Origin of the sequence: Pseudomonas sp. NBRC 111119 (assembly GCF_001320125.1) — a bacterium.
GTDB classification, from domain to species: domain Bacteria; phylum Pseudomonadota; class Gammaproteobacteria; order Pseudomonadales; family Pseudomonadaceae; genus Aquipseudomonas; species Aquipseudomonas parafulva.
The window spans coordinates 1-19,953 of sequence record NZ_BCAV01000073.1 but is presented as its reverse complement, the minus strand read 5'-3'; the positions used below and the strand labels follow the sequence as shown (position 1 = coordinate 19,953).

At 62.2% G+C, this 19,953-nt stretch carries 17 protein-coding genes; 2 read left to right on the top strand and 15 right to left on the bottom strand.

Going from position 1 to position 19,953, the window contains the following annotated elements; translation table 11 throughout:
- The first annotated feature begins 168 nt into the window (after nt 1–168).
- Entirely contained in the window at nt 169–2,877 is a 2,709-nt protein-coding gene (locus APH25_RS23770; RefSeq protein ID WP_060483581.1) for a dermonecrotic toxin domain-containing protein, read from the top strand.
- 34 nt (nt 2,878–2,911) lie between these two features.
- Here APH25_RS23770 and APH25_RS23765 read toward each other — a convergent pair whose 3' ends face one another.
- The 14 genes from APH25_RS23765 to flhA form a co-directional block, all read right to left on the bottom strand.
- A complete protein-coding gene (locus tag APH25_RS23765) occupies nt 2,912–3,307 on the bottom strand; it encodes a DUF2802 domain-containing protein (protein WP_028633441.1) in 396 nt (131 codons plus the stop codon).
- Nucleotide 3,308: 1 nt separating this feature from the next.
- Nucleotides 3,309–3,788 carry a chemotaxis protein CheW gene (locus APH25_RS23760; protein WP_003254393.1) on the bottom strand — a complete coding sequence of 160 codons (480 nt, stop codon included), beginning with the start codon at nt 3,786–3,788 and terminating at the stop codon, nt 3,309–3,311.
- A gap of 4 nt (nt 3,789–3,792) precedes the next feature.
- Nucleotides 3,793–4,728 (bottom strand): CheW domain-containing protein, encoded by a 936-nt coding sequence (locus APH25_RS23755; protein ID WP_060483580.1) that lies wholly within the window; start codon nt 4,726–4,728, stop codon nt 3,793–3,795.
- On the bottom strand, nt 4,728–5,516 hold the full coding sequence (locus tag APH25_RS23750; RefSeq protein WP_028633443.1) for a ParA family protein: 789 nt from the start codon (nt 5,514–5,516) through the stop codon (nt 4,728–4,730). The genes APH25_RS23755 and APH25_RS23750 overlap by 1 nt, the downstream gene beginning before the upstream one ends.
- Nucleotides 5,517–5,601: 85 nt before the next feature.
- Nucleotides 5,602–6,459 (bottom strand): flagellar motor protein MotD, encoded by an 858-nt coding sequence (gene motD / locus APH25_RS23745; RefSeq protein ID WP_028633444.1) that lies wholly within the window; start codon nt 6,457–6,459, stop codon nt 5,602–5,604.
- Between the two features lie 3 nt (nt 6,460–6,462).
- A complete protein-coding gene (locus APH25_RS23740; protein WP_028633445.1) occupies nt 6,463–7,203 on the bottom strand; it encodes a flagellar motor protein in 741 nt (246 codons plus the stop codon).
- Entirely contained in the window at nt 7,203–8,324 is a 1,122-nt protein-coding gene (locus APH25_RS23735; protein WP_060483579.1) for a chemotaxis response regulator protein-glutamate methylesterase, read from the bottom strand. The genes APH25_RS23740 and APH25_RS23735 overlap by 1 nt, the downstream gene beginning before the upstream one ends.
- A gap of 46 nt (nt 8,325–8,370) precedes the next feature.
- A complete protein-coding gene (locus APH25_RS23730) occupies nt 8,371–10,605 on the bottom strand; it encodes a chemotaxis protein CheA (RefSeq protein WP_060483578.1) in 2,235 nt (744 codons plus the stop codon).
- 12 nt (nt 10,606–10,617) lie between these two features.
- A complete protein-coding gene (locus tag APH25_RS23725) occupies nt 10,618–11,406 on the bottom strand; it encodes a protein phosphatase CheZ (RefSeq protein ID WP_028633448.1) in 789 nt (262 codons plus the stop codon).
- A gap of 20 nt (nt 11,407–11,426) precedes the next feature.
- Nucleotides 11,427–11,801 (bottom strand): chemotaxis response regulator CheY, encoded by a 375-nt coding sequence (locus tag APH25_RS23720; RefSeq protein WP_161629585.1) that lies wholly within the window; start codon nt 11,799–11,801, stop codon nt 11,427–11,429.
- Between the two features lie 105 nt (nt 11,802–11,906).
- On the bottom strand, nt 11,907–12,647 hold the full coding sequence (gene fliA, locus APH25_RS23715; RefSeq protein WP_028633450.1) for an RNA polymerase sigma factor FliA: 741 nt from the start codon (nt 12,645–12,647) through the stop codon (nt 11,907–11,909).
- Entirely contained in the window at nt 12,644–13,477 is an 834-nt protein-coding gene (gene fleN / locus APH25_RS23710; protein WP_028633451.1) for a flagellar synthesis regulator FleN, read from the bottom strand. The genes fliA and fleN overlap by 4 nt, the downstream gene beginning before the upstream one ends.
- A gap of 93 nt (nt 13,478–13,570) precedes the next feature.
- The gene (gene flhF / locus APH25_RS23705) at nt 13,571–14,878 is read right to left on the bottom strand and encodes a flagellar biosynthesis protein FlhF (RefSeq protein ID WP_028633452.1); all 1,308 of its coding nucleotides are present in this window, start codon (nt 14,876–14,878) and stop codon (nt 13,571–13,573) included.
- A gap of 11 nt (nt 14,879–14,889) precedes the next feature.
- On the bottom strand, nt 14,890–17,019 hold the full coding sequence (gene flhA / locus APH25_RS23700) for a flagellar biosynthesis protein FlhA (RefSeq protein ID WP_028633453.1): 2,130 nt from the start codon (nt 17,017–17,019) through the stop codon (nt 14,890–14,892).
- A 599-nt stretch (nt 17,020–17,618) separates the two neighbouring features.
- On the opposite strand from flhA, the gene APH25_RS23695 reads away from it, so the two are divergent.
- Nucleotides 17,619–18,308 carry a GntR family transcriptional regulator gene (locus tag APH25_RS23695; RefSeq protein WP_033728009.1) on the top strand — a complete coding sequence of 230 codons (690 nt, stop codon included), beginning with the start codon at nt 17,619–17,621 and terminating at the stop codon, nt 18,306–18,308.
- A 3-nt stretch (nt 18,309–18,311) separates the two neighbouring features.
- On the opposite strand, the gene APH25_RS23690 is transcribed toward APH25_RS23695, so the two are convergent.
- On the bottom strand, nt 18,312–19,364 hold the full coding sequence (locus APH25_RS23690; RefSeq protein WP_060483577.1) for a D-alanine--D-alanine ligase family protein: 1,053 nt from the start codon (nt 19,362–19,364) through the stop codon (nt 18,312–18,314).
- Nucleotides 19,365–19,953 lie beyond the last annotated feature (589 nt).

Genomic DNA, 19,953 nt, shown 5'->3' with positions numbered 1-19,953 from the left:
TGCGCCAGCTTTAAGATCTTGTGGAAGACAGTTGCTCCCACAGTGAGCGTGGCTTGCGTGCGAAATCAGTTCTCTGCGCGGTCCAACACCGGGTGGTACCCGCTTACCGACCTGTTCAGGGCCCCTCTCGCCATTGTGCCGCCTGGTCTATCACACAGGTCAATCACCATGGCAATCACCCTCGTCAACCCTGCCGGCGAACAGTTCGTTAGGCGCCATCTGCAGCACATCCCTCGCCCCGACCGCCAAGCCGCCAGCGCCATACGCGAGTGGGCGCGCGCCCAGGGCCACGACCTGGACCCGGACACCACCGACGCGGTCACCCTGCACTACCGCGGCAACCAGGCGATCATTGCCCAGCGCCTGTCACTGACCCAGGCGGTGCTGGCCAACTGGCAAGGCGAAACCAGCAAGAACCTGATCGGGCAATTGTTTCCAGGTGGCTGGGCCGGCCAATGGCCTGGGCAAACCCTGCACATCGTCGAGCGCCTGCCCGAACCGGGCGCCCTGGACAACAGCGCCCCGTTCTCGGTGTTCAACGGCCTGTTCCACCGCACAAGCCCCGCCCGCTACGACAACGCCACCCACCTGCCGATTGACGTCGAAGCGTTGCAGCGCTTTGTCTGGAACCTGGACTTCCACACACACTTCGTGAGTATGCTCGATGACTACTGGCGTGACGCCGCGCAGCAGCACAGCAAGGCCCTGCAGATCAGCTTCATTGCCGCCTGCAACAAACAGGTCCAGGAAGGCTCGCTGAGCGCAACCGGCCGCCTGCTGGCCTGGCAGGCGGCGGGGCTGGCACCGCGCGCAAAGGGTTTCAAGGCCCGGCCGTTGAACATCTATGGTTATGCCGCCACCGACCTGATCGTCATGGCCGATGCCGCACACAATCACGTGTTGATGTACCTGCCGGGCAATGCCTCTCCCCTGCACGAATTCACCGGTATGGCAGCCATGAAGGACTGGGTGGGCGAGCAGTGTCGCGACCCGCAGAAACGCCAGGCACTGCGGCAGTATTTCAGGCTGGCAGACACCCCGGACGGGCTCGATTTCAGCGGGCTGGACACGGCCCTGCTGGGCCTTGGGGTTTACCCTGCCTTCCCCCACCGTTCGCCCAACCGGCCAGGGTTTACCACCGACGGTACATGGCCACCGCGCCAATACGTCAACTACAAAGTCACCAAATACAGCCCGAAACTGACAGGCGATTTGTTCGCCGCCATTACCGAACGCCAGCGTGCGCGCAGTTACGCCGACGCGGATTTCACCATCACCAGTGACCATGAGGTGACCAAGGCCAGGTGGCGCGGCTACCTGACCACATCGATCAACCTGCTGGCGCCGTTCGCGATCGTGGTGCCCGAGCTGGTCCCCCTGCTGGCAGCAGCAGGCATCGGCCAGTTCGGCATGGGCCTGGATAAGGCCATCAATGGCAAATCAGCGGAGGACAAGGCAGAGGGTGTTTCGGGCGCGGTCTACGGGCTGCTCAATGCACTGCCACTGACCGCAGAGCTGGCCACCCGGGCGACGACATTGCTGCCACCGCCGCGCGGCGTGTTCAGGGTGCCGATCCGCCTGAACGAGCACTTGGGCTACCCGCTGAGCCCGATCAACCCGCCGCACTTCCCAGAGCCCGACGTGGGCGCCTATTTCTGGGAAGAAGTGGCAGCAGTGCCGGCAGACGATAGCCCGGTTGCGCAGTCGGTAATCAGGACACCGGTCAGCCAAAGTGGCCCGCCAAAGCTGCAATCGATGATCCGTGGCTACAACGCCGAAGTGCTGTACGACGCCGAATACGATGCGTTCATCGCCAGCAATGCCCTCAACGATGTGCAGCCCGTGTGTTACCAGGTCGCCGATGGCCGCCCCGGGCTGTTCAGGATCTCCCCTCGGGAACGCCCGGTCACCGACGCCATGCGCATGGCCACCCTGCGGGGCCTGGGGGTGGATATCCAATTGCCCATCCAGGTGCCGGCGATTGACACCCAGGCCGTGCAGCCCATCCCCAAGACCCTCTCCAGCATCTGGGTGGGCAACAAGGTGATTGCTCCCGAACTGCTGGACAACCTGGCTGCCAATGCCAGGCGCCTGGGCAGCAGCCCGTACCGCTACCGGCTGTATCTGTCGAACGCAGATGCGCGGGCGTTCGAGGCCAACCGGCAACTGCTGGCAACAAGGGCCCCCGGCCTGGAAGTGGTGACGCTGGAAGAGCAGCCCTTCTACCAGCTCTTCCGCGACGGGCCTCATTACCCACAGTATCACCAGGCAATCAACGGCCTCGGGGCCAATTTTTCGTCGGCGTCCGATATCCTGCGCTACCCGCTGCTAAACCATGAGGGTGGGGTCTACCTGGATGTGGACGATACGCTGTTCCCGCACCCTGACGACCCACTTGACCCCTCGCGTGCAGCTATCGACACCGTAGAACTGGCCACTACCCCGGACGGCCTGGTGCTGGGTGACCCGGCCAACAACGACACCCTGGGCATGCACTGCCAGTACAACAGCAACATGATCGGCAGCCACCCCAACAACCCTACGCTGGAGGTAATCGCCGATACCCTGCACGAGCGCTATCTCGCCAACGGGGACTTCTACGGCTACAAGCCGATGGCAGGCACCCCTGAATTCAACGCCTACGCCAAGCGCCTGAGCCAGTTGACCGGGCCGGGCCTGCTCAACGACGTGATTGACCGATGCCTGCCCAGGTTGCGGCTGCTGCGCCAACTGAGCAACCTGCAGACCCTGCCACAAAGCAAGCCGCTGTACCTGGTTGACAGCAAACAGGCCGAGATCATCGCGGCCGTGCAGGCCGACCAGGCGCTGAACCGCGTCGCCCAAGTGGGCAACTACCACTCCTGGGGCAGGCCCTGACAACACAAGGGCGACTTGCGTCGCCCTTTTTGCTTCACTCGCTGCGGTGCAGCTTGCTCATCAGCTCGGCTTCGGCCTGGGTCAGGCCACAGGTTTCGGTCAGTTCGGAGACACTGGCCCCCATGCTCACCAGCCGCGCAGCCTGGGTGAACGTGACGCTGCTGGGGTCGTGCTGCTCCAGGCGCTCCAGGCGGTCCGGCAAGCCGGCAACCACCGCCCGCACTTCATGGATAGCCTCGCCCATGCGCACGCTGCCGTTCTGGTAGTCATCCAGGCGCTTGTTCAGGTCCTTGATGCGCTGGTCGCGCATGGCATCGATGACCTGCTGGTGGGCGACAGCCTCGCGCTGGCGCCTGGCATAGTTCAGGAAGTACCAGGCACTCAGCGCCCACAGCAGCGCCAACAGAATGACCGCAACCTCGAAGATCAACTCAGATGTTCTCCAGCTCGGACCACTCTTCCTCGGTCATCATCTTGTCCAGCTCGACCAGAATCAGCAGCTCGCCGTTCTTGTTGCACACGCCCTGGATGAACTTGGCCGACTCTTCGTTACCCACGTTCGGCGCGGTTTCGATTTCCGACTGACGCAGGTAGACCACTTCGGCCACGCTGTCGACCAGAATACCCACCACCTGCTTGTCGGCTTCGATGATGACGATCCGGGTGTTGTCGGTCACCTCGGTGGGCATCAGGCCGAAGCGCTGACGGGTGTCGATCACAGTGACCACATTACCGCGCAGGTTGATGATGCCCAGCACATAGCTGGGTGCACCCGGCACCGGGGCGATTTCGGTGTAGCGCAGCACTTCCTGCACCTGCATCACGTTGATGCCGTAGGACTCGTTGTCCAGACGGAAGGTAACCCACTGCAGGATCGGATCTTCGGAACCTTGTGCGGACGACTTTTTCATTCCCCTACCCCTTGAAATCCGCCTTTGGCGGTGTGTTCGGTGTCATTTTCGGTTTGGCGTGCATCTGCTTGACGGCGCCGCTGGCGATCAGCTCGGCCAGTTCGGCAACATCCAGCAACGCACACATGTGTTCGATTACCGTGCCGGCCAGCCACGGGCGTTGGCCCCGCTGGCTGCGCCACTTGATCTCGGACGGGTCCAGGCGCAGCGAACGGCTGACCTGATGCACGGCCAGCCCCCATTCATAGCCCTGAACAGAAATTACGTACTGCAGGCCCTGGCGGAAGTCATCGCGGTAACGGTCGGGCATTACCCAGCGCGCCGTGTCCAGCACCTTCAGGTTACCGGCCTGGCAGGTGAGGATGCCAAGGAACCACTCGGGTTGGCCGAACAAGGGCGTCAGTTCCTGACCGGCCAGGTTGTAGATCGAGCCAAGGCACACCAGCGGCACTGCCAGGGTCAGCCCGGCCACGTCGAACAGCAGGCACTCGAACGGCTCGGCCGCCCAGGCCGGGCGACCATCGACGGTGGCCGGCGGCGCAGGCAGGCCCGGCGCCGGCAGGTGTACGTCCACCAGCGGCACCGCAGGTTCCACTGCCGGGGGCTCGATCAGCACCGGGATACTGGCCTCGGCCACCACCTGCTGTTCAACCACCGTAACTACCGGGGCCTGCACGGGCATTACGCTGGGCAGCACGGCCAGCCGGGGCTCGGCAAAGGGCCGCGGGGTGGTGGCCCGTGGCGGCGCTACAGCAGGCGCGCGCGCAGGCGGCTGCGCATCGCGGGCCTGCTCTTCGCGCACGGCCTGGGCAAATTCGTCGGTGGCTACGGGCGCGTCGAGAAGGTCATCGGCCTCGGTAGCCTCTTGCAGCAGCCCATCCAGGTAAGACTGCAGCGCGATCTGCGGCTTGCTGCCGGCGTGTCGGGTTTGCGTCGTCATCAGGCCACCTGCGCTGCGGGCTTGTAGGTCAACAGGTGCTTGAGCAGCGCCCGGTAGGCCAGCAGCCCACGGCTCTTGTTGTCGAACTGCGAGGGCGTGACGCCCTTGCGGCTTGCGTCACGCAGCCGTGTGTCGACCGGTATGTAGCCCTGCCAGACCTGCTCGCCATAGGTGTCGCGCAGCAGCTTGAGCGTGCTGAGCGAGGCCTGGGTGCGGCGGTCGAACAGGGTCGGTACGATCTGGTAAGGCAGCGCCTGCTTGCGCGAGCGGTTGATCATGGCCAGGGTGCCGACCATGCGCTCCAGGCCTTTGACCGCAAGAAACTCTGTTTGTACGGGGATCACCAGCTGCTGGCTGGCCGCCAGGGCGTTGACCATCAGCACGCCCAGCAACGGTGGGCTATCGATAAGCGCAAAGTCGAAATCCTGCCACAGCTGCGCCAGACTCTTGGCGATCACCAGGCCCAGACCATTCTGCCCGGGAGACTGGCGTTCGAGCACGGCCAGCGCCGTGCTGGAGGGCAGCAGCGAGATGCGTTCGTCGCTGGTGGGCAACAGCAGTTGCCCAGGCAAGCCTTCGGGCACCCCGCCCTTGTGCAGGAACAGGTCGTAGCAGCTGTGTTCCAGGGCATCGGGGTTGTGCCCGAAATAGCTGGTCATCGAGCCGTGCGGATCGAGGTCGACGACGACCACGCGCTTACCGGCATCAGCCAACAGACCAGCCAGCGCGATGGTGGTGGTCGTCTTGCCGACGCCACCCTTTTGATTGGCTACTGCCCACACTCTCATAGACTGACTCTTGAACCGTTCATGACGCAGAATCCCCGTGGCCATCCAGCAGCGACGGGGTCAGCGGTGCCAGAGAATTGACGAGTCATTGCCCTGCCACCGTAGCTGCGGTTGCCGGTGCACTTTGTGTGCCAGCCCGGCGCAATGCCGCGTCCGGTGTGGCGTTGGCCGTGCCGGTACCGGTCAGGCTGCGGCGTACTTCAAGGTTGCGTGAGATCACCAGCACCACCCGCCGGTTGCGCGCACGCCCCTCTGGCGAGTCGTTGCTGGCCACCGGCTGATATTCGCCATACCCCACCGAGGCCATGCGCGCAGGGTTCACCCCGTTCATCGCCAGCAGCCGCACGATGCTGGCCGCCCGCGCGGAGGACAGCTCCCAGTTGGTAGGGTACTGCGCCGTGCGGATAGGCAGGTTGTCGGTGAAACCCTCGACATGCACAGGGTTGGCGAAGGGCTTGAGGATGTTGGCCACCTTTTCGATGATGGCGAACGCATTGTCGCTGGGCATGGCGTCGCCGCTGCCAAACAGGAGCGACGAATTGAGCTCGATCTCGATCCACAGCTCGTTGCCGCGCACGGTCATCTGGTCGCTCTTGATCAGGTCGCCAAAAGCGTCGCGCACATCATCGCTGATGGTCTTGAGCGGGTCGCTGCTGGACGCCGCCAGGCCTGCTTCGGTCTGCTGGCTGTCGTTAACCAGCGGTTCTGCCGGGCGCACGCTGAGCGGGCGCTCCTCGCCAATGGGGATGGCCTTCATGCTGCGCTCCGGGTCGTTGAACACCCCGAGCAAGGCCTGGGAAACCACCTTGTACTTGCCCTCGTTGATCGAGGAAATCGAATACATCACCACAAAAAAGGCAAACAGCAAGGTGATGAAGTCGGCGTAGGACACCAGCCAGCGTTCGTGGTTTTCCGGTTCTTCGGCATGGCGGCGACGGCGCATGGGTTACTCCATGAAGCCTTGCAGCTTCAGTTCGATCGAACGCGGGTTCTCACCCTCGGCAATCGACAGCAGGCCTTCGAGCAGCATTTCGCGGTAACGTGACTGGCGCATTACCAGGGCCTTGAGCTTGTTCGCCACCGGCAGCAGCACCAGGTTGGCACTGGCCACCCCGTAGATGGTGGCGACGAAGGCCACGGCAATGCCGTTGCCCAGTTGCGAAGGGTCGGCCAGGTTGCCCATCACATGGATCAACCCCATCACGGCGCCGATGATGCCGATGGTCGGCGCGTAGCCGCCCATGCTCTCGAACACCTTGGCCGCCTGCAGGTCGCGGCTTTCCTGGGTCAGGAAGTCCACTTCGAGGATGCTGCGGATGGCCTCGGGCTCGGCGCCATCCACCAGCAGCTGCAGGCCCTTGCGCGCATAGGGGTCGGGCTCGCCGTCCGCCACGCCTTCCAGGCCCAGCAGGCCCTCCTTGCGCGCCGTCAGGCTCCAGTTGACCACACGGTCAACACCGCCAGGCAGGTCAACCCTGGGCGGGAACAGGATCCAGCGCAAAATCTGCAACGCCCGCTTGAACGACGACAGCGGCGACTGCAACAACGCCGCCGCCAGCGTACCGCCCAGCACGATCAGCGCTGCCGGCCCATTGACCAACGCGCCGACATGCCCGCCCTCAAGGAAATTGCCGCCTACGATGGCGACAAAAGCCAGGATCAGGCCGATCAGGCTGAGCACGTCCATCAGACGCACGCCTCCACCAGGTGCCTGCCGATGTCATCCAGGCTGTACACCGCATCGGCCAGGTTGGCCTTGACGATGGCCATGGGCATGCCATAGATCACGCAGCTGGCTTCATCCTGGGCCCACACGGTGCTGCCGCCCTGCTTGAGCAACCGCGCACCCTCGCGACCGTCTGCCCCCATGCCGGTCAGCACTACGGAGAGCACCTTGTCGCCATAGGACTTAGCCGCAGAGCCGAAGGTGATGTCCACGCAGGGCTTGTAGTTCAGGCGCTCATCGCCCGGCAGGATTTTCACCGTGCCACGGCCGTCGATCATCATCTGCTTGCCACCCGGTGCCAGCAGCGCAAGCCCGGGGCGCAGCATGTCGCCGTCCTCGGCTTCCTTGACACTGATGCGGCACAGTTTGTCCAGGCGCTCGGCAAAGGCCTTGGTGAACGCGGCGGGCATGTGCTGGATGAGCACGATGGGCGCCGGGAAGTTCGCCGGCAGCTGGGTCAGGACACGCTGCAGCGCCACCGGCCCGCCGGTGGAGGTACCAATGGCTACCAGTTTGTAGGGTTTGCGCTTGGGGGCCGGAGAATGCGATGGTGCCGGGGCCGCAGCCGTTGGCCGCGCTGGCACGGGTGCCGCGCTGCGTACCGGCGCCGTGGTGGCGGTACCCTGGCTGCCCGAGGCGGGTGCAGGCGCAGGCGCGGTGCGGGCGTAGCCGGGAATACGGCGGTTACTGCGCGAAATGGTATGCACCTTTTCGCACAACATCTGCTTGACCTTGTCGGGGTTGCGCGAGATGTCCTCGAAGTTTTTCGGCAGGTAGTCCACCGCGCCTGCGTCCAGCGCATCGAGGGTAACGCGGGCGCCCTCGTGGGTCAGCGACGAGAACATCAGCACGGGGGTTGGGCAGCGCTGCATGATGTGGCGCACGGCGGTGATGCCATCCATCATGGGCATTTCGTAGTCCATGGTGATGACATCGGGCTTGAGCGCCAGTGCCTGGTCGATCGCTTCCTTGCCGTTGGTCGCGGTACCTACTACCTGGATCGTCGGGTCCGCCGACAGGATTTCCGAGACACGGCGGCGGAAGAAACCGGAATCATCCACCACCAGGACCTTGACTGCCATAAACACTCCATTAGGCGGCGCCACCCGCCAGGGGGCGCCACCGAAATCAAATACGCCGGGCGGCGTAACGCTTGAGCATGCTCGGGACGTCGAGAATCAGCGCAATGCGGCCGTCGCCAGTAATCGTGGCCCCGGACATGCCAGGGGTGCCCTGCAGCATCTTGCCCAACGGCTTGATTACCACTTCTTCCTGGCCGACCAGTTGATCGACGACAAAGCCGATGCGCTGGGTACCGACCGAAAGAATCACCACATGCCCTTCGTGCTGTTCCTCATGGACCTGGCCCTGAACCAGCCAGCGCTTGAGGTAGAACAACGGCAGCGCCTTGTCACGCACGATCACCACTTCCTGGCCATCGACCACGTTGGTGCGTGACAGGTCCAGGTGGAAAATCTCGTTGACGTTGACCAGCGGGAAGGCGAATGCCTGGTTGGCCAGCATCACCATCAGGGTCGGCATGATCGCCAGGGTCAACGGCACCTTGATGACGATCTTCGAGCCCTGGCCCTTGGCCGAGAAGATGTTGATGGAACCGTTGAGCTGGGAAATCTTGGTTTTCACCACGTCCATGCCCACGCCACGCCCGGACACGTCCGAGATTTCGGTTTTGGTCGAGAACCCGGGGGCGAAGATCAGGTTGTAGCAGTCCGACTCGCTCAGGCGCTCGGCGGCGTCCTTGTCCATCAGGCCCTTTTCCACGGCCTTGGCACGCAGAATGTTCGGGTCCATGCCTTTGCCGTCATCGGAAATCGACAGCAGGATGTGGTCACCCTCCTGCTCGGCCGACAACACCACCCGCCCGGTACGGGCCTTGCCGGCTTCTTCACGCTCGTCGGGCATTTCCACACCGTGGTCCACGGCGTTGCGCACCAAGTGCACCAACGGGTCAGCCAGCGCCTCGACCAGGTTCTTGTCCAGGTCGGTTTCTTCGCCCACCAGTTCCAGGTTGATTTCTTTCTTCAACTGCCGGGCCAGGTCGCGTACCAGGCGCGGGAAGCGCCCGAACACCTTCTTGATCGGCTGCATGCGCGTCTTCATCACCGCGGTCTGCAGGTCGGCAGTGACCACGTCGAGGTTGGACACGGCCTTGGACATGGCCTCGTCGCCGCTGTTCAGGCCCAGGCGCACCAGGCGGTTACGCACCAGCACCAGTTCGCCGACCATGTTCATGATCTCGTCCAGGCGCGCGGTATCGACCCGCACGGTGGTTTCGGCCTCGCTGGCGCCATGCTTTTCGGCTGCAGGCGCCGGCGCACGGGGTGCCGGGGCTGGGGCGGGCTTGGCGGCAGCCGCAGGTGCCGCAGCGGCAGGCCTGGCGACCGGCGCAGGCCCGGCCTGTGCGGCAGGTGCCGGCTGTACCTTGGCGGGCGCTTCGGCAGCGGCCACTTCCCCGGTGAACTTGCCCTTGCCATGCAGTTGGTCCAGCAGCGCCTCGAATTCGTGCTCGCTGATTTCGTCACCCACCGCAGCCGTGGCTTCGGCCACCGGTGCCGGGGCTTTCGCGGCAGGCAAGGCATCGGCCTGGAAGGTGCCCTTGCCATGCAACTGGTCGAGCAGGGATTCGAACTCGGCATCGGTGATTTCGTCGCTGGCCGCCTGCTGGCTGGCAGGCGCAGGTGCAGCGGCCACTTCGGCGCTGAACTGGCCCTTGCCGTGCAACTGGTCGAGCAACGATTCGAATTCCGCGTCGGTGATGTCATCACCGCCCGCGCTAACGACTTCGTCTTGCACCTGTTCGGCGGCGGCCTGCGCCTTCACCGCATCCAGCGAGTCGAGCAACTGCTCGAATTCGCTGTCGGTGATATCCGCGTCGGCTTCGGCCTCAGCCACAGGAGGCTGGGCCACCGGCTCGGGCGCTACCGCTGCGGGCGCCGGGGCCGGCGCTGCGGCACCCGGCTCGGCCAGCCGCGCCAGGGCGGCCAGCAGCTCGGGCGTTGCAGGCGTCACTTCGCTGCGCTCGCGCACCTGGCCAAACATGCTGTTGACGGTATCCAGTGCTTCAAGCACCACGTCCATCAATTCCGAGTCGACCCGGCGCTCACCTTTGCGCAACACGTCGAACACGTTCTCGGCGATGTGGCAGCACTCCACCAGCTCATTGAGCTGGAGGAAGCCGGCGCCCCCTTTTACAGTGTGGAAACCGCGAAAGATCGCATTGAGCAAGTCGGCATCGTCCGGCCGGCTTTCCAGCTCGACCAGTTGCTCGGACAGTTGCTCAAGTATTTCGCCGGCCTCTACCAGGAAATCCTGGAGGATTTCTTCATCGGCGCCGAAGCTCATCAAACGTGCTCCTTAAAAACCCAGGCTGGACAGCAGATCATCGACATCGTCCTGACCGGACACAACGTCTTCACGCTTATCGGCATGAATCTGCGGACCTTCACCCCGAGTCGGATGTTTTTCTCGATCTTTTTCTGCACGCAATTGATCTTGGTCATGCTGGATGCCGGCGAAGCGGTCCACCTGGCTGGCCATCATCACCAGTTTCAGCAGGTTGCTTTCCACTTCCGTCACCAGGGCAGTGACCCGTTTGATCACCTGCCCGGTCAGGTCCTGGTAGTCCTGGGCCAGCAGAATGTCATTCAGATGGCCAGCCACCTTGCGGTTGCCTTCAGCGCTGTGCGTCAAGAAACTGTCGACACGTTTGACCAGGTCGCGGAACTCCGTGGCGGCCACTTCGCGGCGCATGAAGCGCTGCCAGTCTGCGCTCAGGGCGTTGGCTTCGGTGGCCAGGCCGTTGAGCACCGGGGTGCTTTCTTCGACCAGGTCCATGGTGCGGTTGGCCGCGCCTTCGGTGAGCTTGACCACATAGGACAGGCGCTCGGTGGCGTCGGTAATCTGCGACACCTCTTCAGCCTGCGGAATGGTCGGGTCGATCTGGAAACTGACGATGGCGCTGTGCAGCTCACGGGTCAGCTTGCCAACTTCCTGGTACAAGCCGCGATCGCGGGTCTGGTTCAGCTCGTGAATCAGCTGCACCGCCTCGCCGAAACGGCCCCGCTCCAGGCTTTCTACCAGCTCCTGGGCATGCTTCTTGAGCGTGGATTCAAACTCGCCCAACGACGTTTGTGATGAATTCATGGCGCGCCCCCTGACGTGACTCAGCCGTTGACGCGTTCGAAGATCTTCTCGATCTTTTCTTTGAGAACCTGCGCGGTGAACGGCTTGACCACATAGCCGTTAACGCCGGCCTGGGCCGCTTCGATGATCTGGTCACGCTTGGCTTCAGCCGTCACCATCAGCACCGGCAAGGCCCTGAGCTTGTCGCTGGCGCGCACCTTGCGCAGCAGGTCGATACCCGACATGCCCGGCATGTTCCAGTCGGTCACCAGGAAGTCGTAGTGGCCGTTTTCCAGCATCGGCAGCGCCGTGGTGCCGTCATCGGCTTCTTCGGTGTTGCTGAACCCCAGGTCACGCAGCAGGTTCTTGATGATCCGCCGCATCGTCGAAAAGTCGTCGACGATGAGGATTTTCATGTTCTTGTCCAATTAGACCTCCAAGCAGTCTCAAACGCGCTCGGCCCCGAGCGCGCACTCAATCAATTCGGTACAACGTGGAAAACGACTACAACGACAGCGGGCTCAACGTGCCCGCCATTCCCCCAGACGGCTGCGCAAGCGCGCGGCGCATTGGCTGTGCAACTGGCTGACCCGCGATTCGCTGACACCAAGGACCTCGCCGATCTCCTTGAGGTTCAGCTCCTCGTCATAGTAAAGCGCCAGTACCAGGCGCTCACGCTCGGGCAGGTTGGCAATGGCATCGGCCAACGCAGCCTGGAAACGCTCGTCCTCCAGGCCACGGGCAGGCTCAGCCTGGCCACTGGCACCATCCTCATGCAGCCCTTCGTGCTCGCCGTCCTGCAACAGGTCGTCAAAACTGAACAGGCGACTGCCCAGGGTATCGTTCAAGATCCCGTAGTAATCATCGAGACTCAACTTGAGTTCGGCAGCAACTTCATGATCTTTAGCGTCACGGCCGGTTCTTGCTTCAACGGCGCGCATGGCATCACTGACCATGCGGGTGTTGCGGTGCACCGAACGCGGCGCCCAGTCACCCTTGCGCACCTCGTCGAGCATGGCCCCGCGGATGCGGATGCCGGCGTAGGTTTCGAAGCTGGCGCCCTTGCTGGCGTCGTATTTGTTGGCCACTTCCAGCAGCCCGATCATGCCGGCCTGGATCAGGTCCTCGACCTGGATGTTGGCTGGCAGCCGGGCCAGCAGGTGGTAGGCAATGCGCTTGACCAGCGGGGCGTAGCGCTCGATCAGCTGGTACTGCGCGTCCTTCGACGCGCGGCTATACATCTTGAAGCCGCTGGCACTCATAGCACCGGACCCGCACTGGTGGGTTGCACCAGGCGCTCGACGAAGAACTCCAGGTGGCCGCGTGGGTTGGCTGGCAACGGCCAGGTGTCCACCTTCTGGGCGATGGCCTTGAAGGCCAGGGCGCATTTGGAGCGCGGGAAGGCTTCATAGACCGCGCGCTGTTTCTGCACGGCCTTGCGCACGCATTCGTCGTAGGGCACTGCGCCCACGTATTGCAGGGCCACGTCCAGAAAACGGTCGGTAACCTTGGTCAGCTTGGCGAACAGGTTGCGCCCTTCCTGCGGGCTCTGCGCCATGTTGGCCAGCACGCGGAAGCGGTTCATGCCGTAGTCGCGGTTCAGCAGCTTGATCAGCGCATAGGCGTCGGTGATGGACGTGGGCTCGTCGCACACCACCAGCAGGACCTCCTGGGCGGCGCGCACAAAGCTGACCACCGAGTCACCAATACCGGCAGCGGTGTCGATCACCAGCACGTCAAGGTTGTCACCGATCTCGCTGAACGCCTGGATAAGCCCCGCGTGCTGGGCGGGCGCCAGGTGCACCATGCTCTGGGTGCCCGAGGCGGCCGGCACGATACGCACCCCGCCAGGGCCCTGCAGCATCACATCGCGCAGCTCGCAGCGCCCCTCGATCACGTCTGCGAGGGTGCGTTTGGGGGTGAGGCCCAGCAGGACGTCGACATTGGCCAGGCCCAGGTCGGCGTCCAGCAGCATAACCCTGCGGCCCAGTTCGGCCAGTGCCAGGGACAGGTTCACTGAAACGTTGGTCTTGCCGACGCCACCTTTGCCGCCGGTCACGGCGATCACCTGTACGGGATGCATGCTACCCATGTCTGTTCTTTACCTTGTCTCGCTGGGACTCAGGCCACACGAAGGGCAATTCTGCGTGCCCCTTGGCATAGCTACCTTGCACACACTTCATGTTCAACCCACTCGCCGAGGGTTGTGGTAGAGATCAGCGAACATGTCGGCCATGGCCTCTTCGCTGGGCTCATCCTGCTGTTGCACACTGACCGCCCGGGTGACCAACTGGTGCCCGCGTGGCAGGTGAAGATCGTCCGGAATGCGCGGCCCATCGGTCAGATAGGCCACCGGCAGCCGGTAGCTGATGGCAAGGCTCAGCACATCGCCGAGGCTTGCCGATTCATCAAGTTTGGTCAAAATGCAACCGGCCAGGCCACAGCGGCTGTAGCTGTGGTAGGCGGCGGTGAGCACCTGCTTCTGGCTGGTGGTGGCCAGCACCAGGTAATTCTTCGCGGCGATGCCCCGCCCTGCCAGGGTTTCGAGCTGCATGCGCAGGGCCGGGTCGCTGGCCTGCAGGCCAGCAGTGTCGATGAGCACCACGCGCTTGCGCAGCAGCGGCTCCAGCGCCGCCGCCAGGGACTGACCGGGGTCGACGTAGGTGACAGGCACGTTGAGGATGCGGCCCAGGGTCTTGAGCTGCTCCTGGGCACCGATGCGAAAACTGTCCATGCTCACCAGCGCCAGGTTGTTCGCGCCGTACTTGAGCACATAGCGCGCGGCCAACTTGGCCAGGGTGGTGGTCTTGCCCATGCCGGCCGGGCCGACCACGGCAATCACACCGCCCGCCTCGATCGGCTCCACCTCCGGGATATCGATCATGCGTGCCAGGTGCGCCAGCAGCATGCGCCAGGCATGGCGCGGCTCCTCAATCTCGCCGGTCAGCGCCAGCAGCTCACGGGCGATCGGCCCGGACAGGCCCAGGCGCTGCAGCCGGCGCCACAGCGTAGCCTGTTGCGGCTTGCTGCCTTGCAGCTGGGTCCACGCCAGTGAGCCCAGTTGCACTTCAAGCAACTGGCGCAGGCCCGAAAGCTCGGAGCGCATGGCCTCGAACAGGCGCGGGTCTACCGACGCCTGCGCAGGGGCAGCGGCCGGCTGAGGGGCATCCACATGGGGTTCAACCAGCGGTTCGGCAGCGGTCAACGACTGCCCGGCAAACAATTGGCGGTTGCTCTCGCTGTTGTCCTGACGCTGGTCGAGCTCGGCCTGAACCGTGGCAATGCGCGAGTGGGTCTTGCGCAGTTCTTCTTCAAGCTCGGCATTGGGCACCCGCGGTGCCAGGGCGGACAATTTGTAGTCGAGCGCCGCCGTCAGCTCGACACCGCCGGCAATGCGGCGGTTACCGATGATGGCCGCATCAGCGCCCAGCTCATCGCGAACCAGCTTCATGGCCTGACGCATATCAGCAGCGAAAAATCGCTTAACTTGCATTATCCACTACCTCAGCCGTTAGGGCCCACGGTGGCAACGATGGTGACTTGCTTGTTGTCAGGAATTTCCTGATACGCCAGCACGTGCAGGTTCGGTACAGCCAGCCGGCCAAAACGCGAGAGCATGGCGCGGATCGGGCCGGCGACCAGGAGGATGGCCGGTTGGCCCTGCATCTCCTGACGCTGGGCGGCTTCGATCAGCGAACGCTGCAGCTTTTCGGCCATGCTCGGCTCCAGAAGAACACCGTCTTCCTGACCTTGCCCGGCCCGTTGCAGACTATTGAGCAAAATCTGTTCCAACCTGGGCTCAAGGGTGATCACAGGCAGCTCGGACTCAACGCCTACAATGCTTTGCACGATGGCGCGACACAATCCGACGCGCACTGCCGCCACCAGCGCGGCGGTATCTTGACTCTTGGCCGCATTGTTGGCGATGGACTCGGCAATGCTGCGAATGTCCCGCACCGGCACCTGCTCTGACAACAGCGCTTGCAATACCTTCAACAGCCCCGACAAGGAAATGACACCCGGCACCAGTTCTTCAGCCAGTTTAGGCGAAGCCTTGGCCAGTACCTGCAGCAGCTGCTGAACTTCTTCGTGGCCGATCAGTTCGTGGCAGTGTTTCTGCAGGATCTGGTTAAGGTGGGTGGCCACCACGGTGCTGGCATCTACCACGGTGTAGCCCAGTGACTGCGCCTGGGAGCGCTGGCCCACGTCGATCCACACCGCTTCCAGGCCGAAGGCCGGGTCACGGGCGGCGATGCCGTTGAGGGTGCCGAACACCTGGCCGGGGTTGATGGCCAGCTCGCGGTCCGGGTAGATCTCGGCTTCGGCCAGGATCACGCCCATGAGGGTCAGGCGATAGGCACTGGGCTGCAGGTCGAGGTTGTCGCGAATATGCACGGTGGGCATGAGGAAGCCCAGGTCCTGGGACAACTTCTTGCGCACGCCCTTGATGCGCGCCAGCAACTGCCCGCCCTGGTTGCGGTCCACCAGGGGGATCAGGCGGTAGCCCACTTCCAGGCCGATCATGTCGATCGGGGTGACGTCGTCCCAGCCCAGTTCCTTGGTTTCGGCTGCGCGCTGTGGCGAGGGCAGCAGGTCTTGTTGGCGTTGCGCTTCCTGCACCGCCAGCTGTTTGGTTTTCTGCTGCTTTTTCCAGACCAGGTAGGCGCCACCGCCCGCCATCAGGCCAAGGCTGAGGAAGGCGACATGGGGCATGCCGGGTACCAGGCCCATGACGATCATCAGCCCCCCCGACACCGCCAGCGCCTTGGGCGAGTCGAACATCTGCCGGTTGATCAGCTTGCCCATGTCCTCGGAGCCCGAGGCGCGGGTAACCATGATGGCGGCGGCAGTGGACAGCAACAGCGATGGCAACTGCGCCACCAAACCGTCACCGATGGTCAACAGGGCGTACACCTTACCGGCGTCGCCGAAGCTCATGCCATGCTGCAGCATGCCGATCAGCATGCCGCCGATCAGGTTGATGAACAGAATCAGCAGGCCGGCAATGGCGTCACCGCGCACGAACTTGCTGGCACCGTCCATCGAGCCGTAGAACTCGGCCTCCTGGGCCACCTCGCTACGGCGCGCCTTGGCCTGGGCCTGATCGATCAGGCCAGCGTTGAGGTCGGCGTCGATTGCCATCTGCTTGCCGGGCATGGCGTCCAGGGTGAACCGCGCACTTACCTCGGAGATACGCCCCGCGCCCTTGGTCACCACCACGAAGTTGATGATCATGAGGATGGCGAACACCACGGCACCGACCACGTAGTTGCCGCCGATCACTACTTCGCCAAAGGCCTGGATCACCTTGCCCGCAGCGCCGTGGCCCTCTTGGCCGTGCAGCATCACCACCCGGGTGGATGCCACGTTCAGGGCCAGGCGCAGCAGCGTGGCCACCAGCAGGATGGTGGGGAACGCAGCGAAGTCGAGCGGGCGCAGGGCGTAGACGCACACCAGCAGCACCACGATCGACAGGGCGATGTTGAAGGTGAAGAACACGTCCAGCAGGAACGGGGGGATCGGCAGCATCATCATTGCCAGCATCACCAGCAACAAAATCGGCACGCCCAGGTTGCCCCGGCCAAGCCCGGCCAGGTTGTGGCGGGCGTTGCTGATTAACTGAGTGCGATCCACCGCGAGTCCTCTTGATGCAAAACTTTGACGCCAGATGGGCGCCTGGCGCTGGCATTGCAAGAAGCTTTCCAACTTTGGGGGGGCTGGGAGATAAATCGGTTTCTCCCAGCACAGGCACTGAAATGCATGCCCTATCGATGACCGCCACCGTATAAAAGCGAGATTTGCATGGAAGAAACCCATGACGACGGTCGGACAAGGTCACTGCATCACTGCGGCTTACAGCGTGGGACGCCAGTGACAGGAGCCATCAGGGTTCTGCATTTCCCCATAGAGATGAATGGGCATTGCGATGGGCATGCCATGACGGGGCCAGCAGCGGAGAGCCTTTGCCACGCAGCACTGACATTCTTAAAGCTTATCGTACGGCGTTTTGAATGCCTCAATCCTCATCCAGAGGTGAAGACGCGTCGCGGATTATAGATGCCTCGACTTAATGCTTAACATGCGAGCTCGCCCAACGCAGGATGCTAAAGACATTGGAACATCGCTGACGCTGAAGCCATCCAATCCGTTATATAGAAACGCCCGTGACGATGGCTGAGGTGGCAGCGTTATGGTACCTTCGGCAGGCTTTTATAACGATCTCGGAGATTAGCGTGTCCCCGCTTCCTGACAGCTTCACAGTGCCAACAGGTTATCAGCAAAAAACCGCGATGGCGTTTGTTGCTGACTCACTTCGCAATGGCATCCTTTCAGGCAAGATTCCAGAGGGTGCACAATTGCGCCAAGATGAATTAGCGGCCAAATTCGGTGTAAGCCGCATGCCGATCCGTGATGCTATAAGACAACTTGAAGCGGAAGGATTGGTTACCACCGAGCGCAACAAAGGGGCGTTTGTCTCCGTCATGACGATTGACGATGTGGTCGAGATTTACGACATGCGCATCATGGCAGAAACGACTGCATTGGACTTTGGGTTTGGCGACATTTCCAATGAAGATATCTTGGAGATGGAAAAATGCATCCAAGCAATGGCTACCCAGCGAGATCCCCACACGCTAGGCGAGCTAAATGAGCAATTTCACAATTTTCTGTACGCGCGGTCAAAACGCCCTCGGCTGCTGGCACTCATAAAGTCGCTTCATCAAGCCGTCGACAGACACCTCCGTTTTTTGCTCAGCAACTTGGACTATCACCAGAAATCCGAAGAGGACCATTTTACCATTCTCGAGGCTTGCCGTAGGGGGGACCGTGAATTAGCCAAACACGTGCTACGGCACCACCTAGAAGCGGGAAGAGATGAGATCGTTAATTTCCTGAGTCGCCATCAGGGCATTAATTCGTAGCAGTCAAGGTTCCGACGATGCCCTGATCACAGCGCTGACCAACTCGTCTACGATGCTTTCAAGCGAATAGCCTGTGGCTTGGAACATTTTAGGGTACATACTCGCTTTGGTGAATCCAGGCAATGTGTTCACTTCATTCAGAATAAGCTCATCATTGTTCTGAAGGAAAAAATCGATCCTGGCCAAGCCTGTCAGGCCCAAGCATCGGAATACCTCCAAAGACAGCTGTTGGATGCTCATGGACAGCGTCAAAGAGACAGGGCTAGGCACAAGCAGCGTCGAGGGCTGATGAGCAGTGTACTTGGCATCGTAGTTATAAAAATCATGGCCAGTGACGGGCACAATTTCACCGGGCAGTGATGCAATGGCTCGCCCACGCCGCTCTAGGATTCCACACTCAATTTCCCTGCCTTTGATCTCTTTTTCCACGATCACCTTTGGATCCAGGTGTCGAGCCGCGGCGTAAGCCTCACGGTATTCGGACTCGCAGGTCACTCGCGCCACACCAATGGAAGATCCAGAAGTGGCAGGCTTCACGAAGAGCACCTCTCCGCCCAGGGAATCTAACAACCAAGACCAGGGGTGCATCTCATAACCCGCAATCCAGGGAGCCACCTTGATCCCCGCTGCGCTTACGAGTCGCTTGGTGACGTCTTTGTCCATGGAAACCGCAGAGCCGAGTATTCCCGAGCCGACGCACGGAATACCACACATGGCACTCAGCCCCTGGATCGCACCGTCTTCCCCATACAGTCCATGAAGTGCCGGAAAAATCAGGTCGACCGCGATTTCTTCTGAAGCAGATCCCGGGCCTGAATGGATCAACGCTGACCTACCAGGCTGCAGCGTCAGTACAGGTGCAGTTGTGTCCACCTCCCCTGGGAACTCACGTGGTCGGCCTTGGTAACGCCATACGCCGGTTCTGTCGATTCCAACGCAATGAACTGAGTGACCCAGAGAAATCAGGGCCTGGTGAAGGTTGCGGGCCGACATGAGAGATACGGCGTGCTCAGTGCTTCGCCCGCCAAAAATTAGCGCAATAACATTTTGTTTCATTTTGGATCTCCAGATACGGTTCGGCTCGGCTACTGTATCCAATATCCAATAAAGCGCAACGGCACGGACGCCTTTTCCCAACGAAATGGATGATCTACGCCCTTGTCTACCTCACCCACCTCCTCCACCAACAATCCTGCCTCTCGACGCTCTGGCTGGGCGTACAGCCGCCAGATCCGGGCCGTCGCTGTTTCAGCTCCCGAGTCTCCCAAGGGCGCAAAATCCACCCGAGCCTTGAATAGCTGCGAGCCTGTGAGCCTATTTAATGCCTGCAGGCACGCAGCGTATCTGGCGCAAATCGGAGGACGTACTGGAGGCTTAGGAACACATAGGCCGACACCTGGGCGACGACCAAGTACAGGCCCCCAGGGATTTTGCGCCTCACTTCGGTGGACTAGTAGATCGCCCCGCCACGGCCAGCGCCGGGGAATCCAGAATTTATTTTTGTTTCAGTCCAGTTATGCCGGTGGCGTTTGCGCGCAACCCCCTTGCGCATCACGCGACATCGTGCCGTACCCACTAGGCAGTCGCGCGCGCCTGTCATAGGCGTGACTGGCCCGAAGTAAGCGTAGGAGCGAGCAAAGCTCGC

Excerpts from the sequence above, each read along its gene's own strand:
- APH25_RS23770 (WP_060483581.1), top strand. The coding sequence starts at position 169 with ATGGCAATCACCCTCGTCAACCCTGCCGGCGAACAGTTCGTTAGGCGC.
- APH25_RS23760 (WP_003254393.1), bottom strand. The coding sequence starts at position 3,788 with ATGAAAAAGTCGTCCGCACAAGGTTCCGAAGATCCGATCCTGCAGTGG.
- APH25_RS23755 (WP_060483580.1), bottom strand. The coding sequence starts at position 4,728 with ATGACGACGCAAACCCGACACGCCGGCAGCAAGCCGCAGATCGCGCTG.
- APH25_RS23750 (WP_028633443.1), bottom strand. The coding sequence starts at position 5,516 with ATGAGAGTGTGGGCAGTAGCCAATCAAAAGGGTGGCGTCGGCAAGACG.
- motD (WP_028633444.1), bottom strand. The coding sequence starts at position 6,459 with ATGCGCCGTCGCCGCCATGCCGAAGAACCGGAAAACCACGAACGCTGG.
- APH25_RS23740 (WP_028633445.1), bottom strand. The coding sequence starts at position 7,203 with ATGGACGTGCTCAGCCTGATCGGCCTGATCCTGGCTTTTGTCGCCATC.
- APH25_RS23735 (WP_060483579.1), bottom strand. The coding sequence starts at position 8,324 with ATGGCAGTCAAGGTCCTGGTGGTGGATGATTCCGGTTTCTTCCGCCGC.
- APH25_RS23730 (WP_060483578.1), bottom strand. The coding sequence starts at position 10,605 with ATGAGCTTCGGCGCCGATGAAGAAATCCTCCAGGATTTCCTGGTAGAG.
- APH25_RS23725 (WP_028633448.1), bottom strand. The coding sequence starts at position 11,406 with ATGAATTCATCACAAACGTCGTTGGGCGAGTTTGAATCCACGCTCAAG.
- APH25_RS23720 (WP_161629585.1), bottom strand. The coding sequence starts at position 11,801 with ATGAAAATCCTCATCGTCGACGACTTTTCGACGATGCGGCGGATCATC.
- fliA (WP_028633450.1), bottom strand. The coding sequence starts at position 12,647 with ATGAGTGCCAGCGGCTTCAAGATGTATAGCCGCGCGTCGAAGGACGCG.
- fleN (WP_028633451.1), bottom strand. The coding sequence starts at position 13,477 with ATGGGTAGCATGCATCCCGTACAGGTGATCGCCGTGACCGGCGGCAAA.
- flhF (WP_028633452.1), bottom strand. The coding sequence starts at position 14,878 with ATGCAAGTTAAGCGATTTTTCGCTGCTGATATGCGTCAGGCCATGAAG.
- APH25_RS23690 (WP_060483577.1), bottom strand. The coding sequence starts at position 19,364 with ATGAAACAAAATGTTATTGCGCTAATTTTTGGCGGGCGAAGCACTGAG.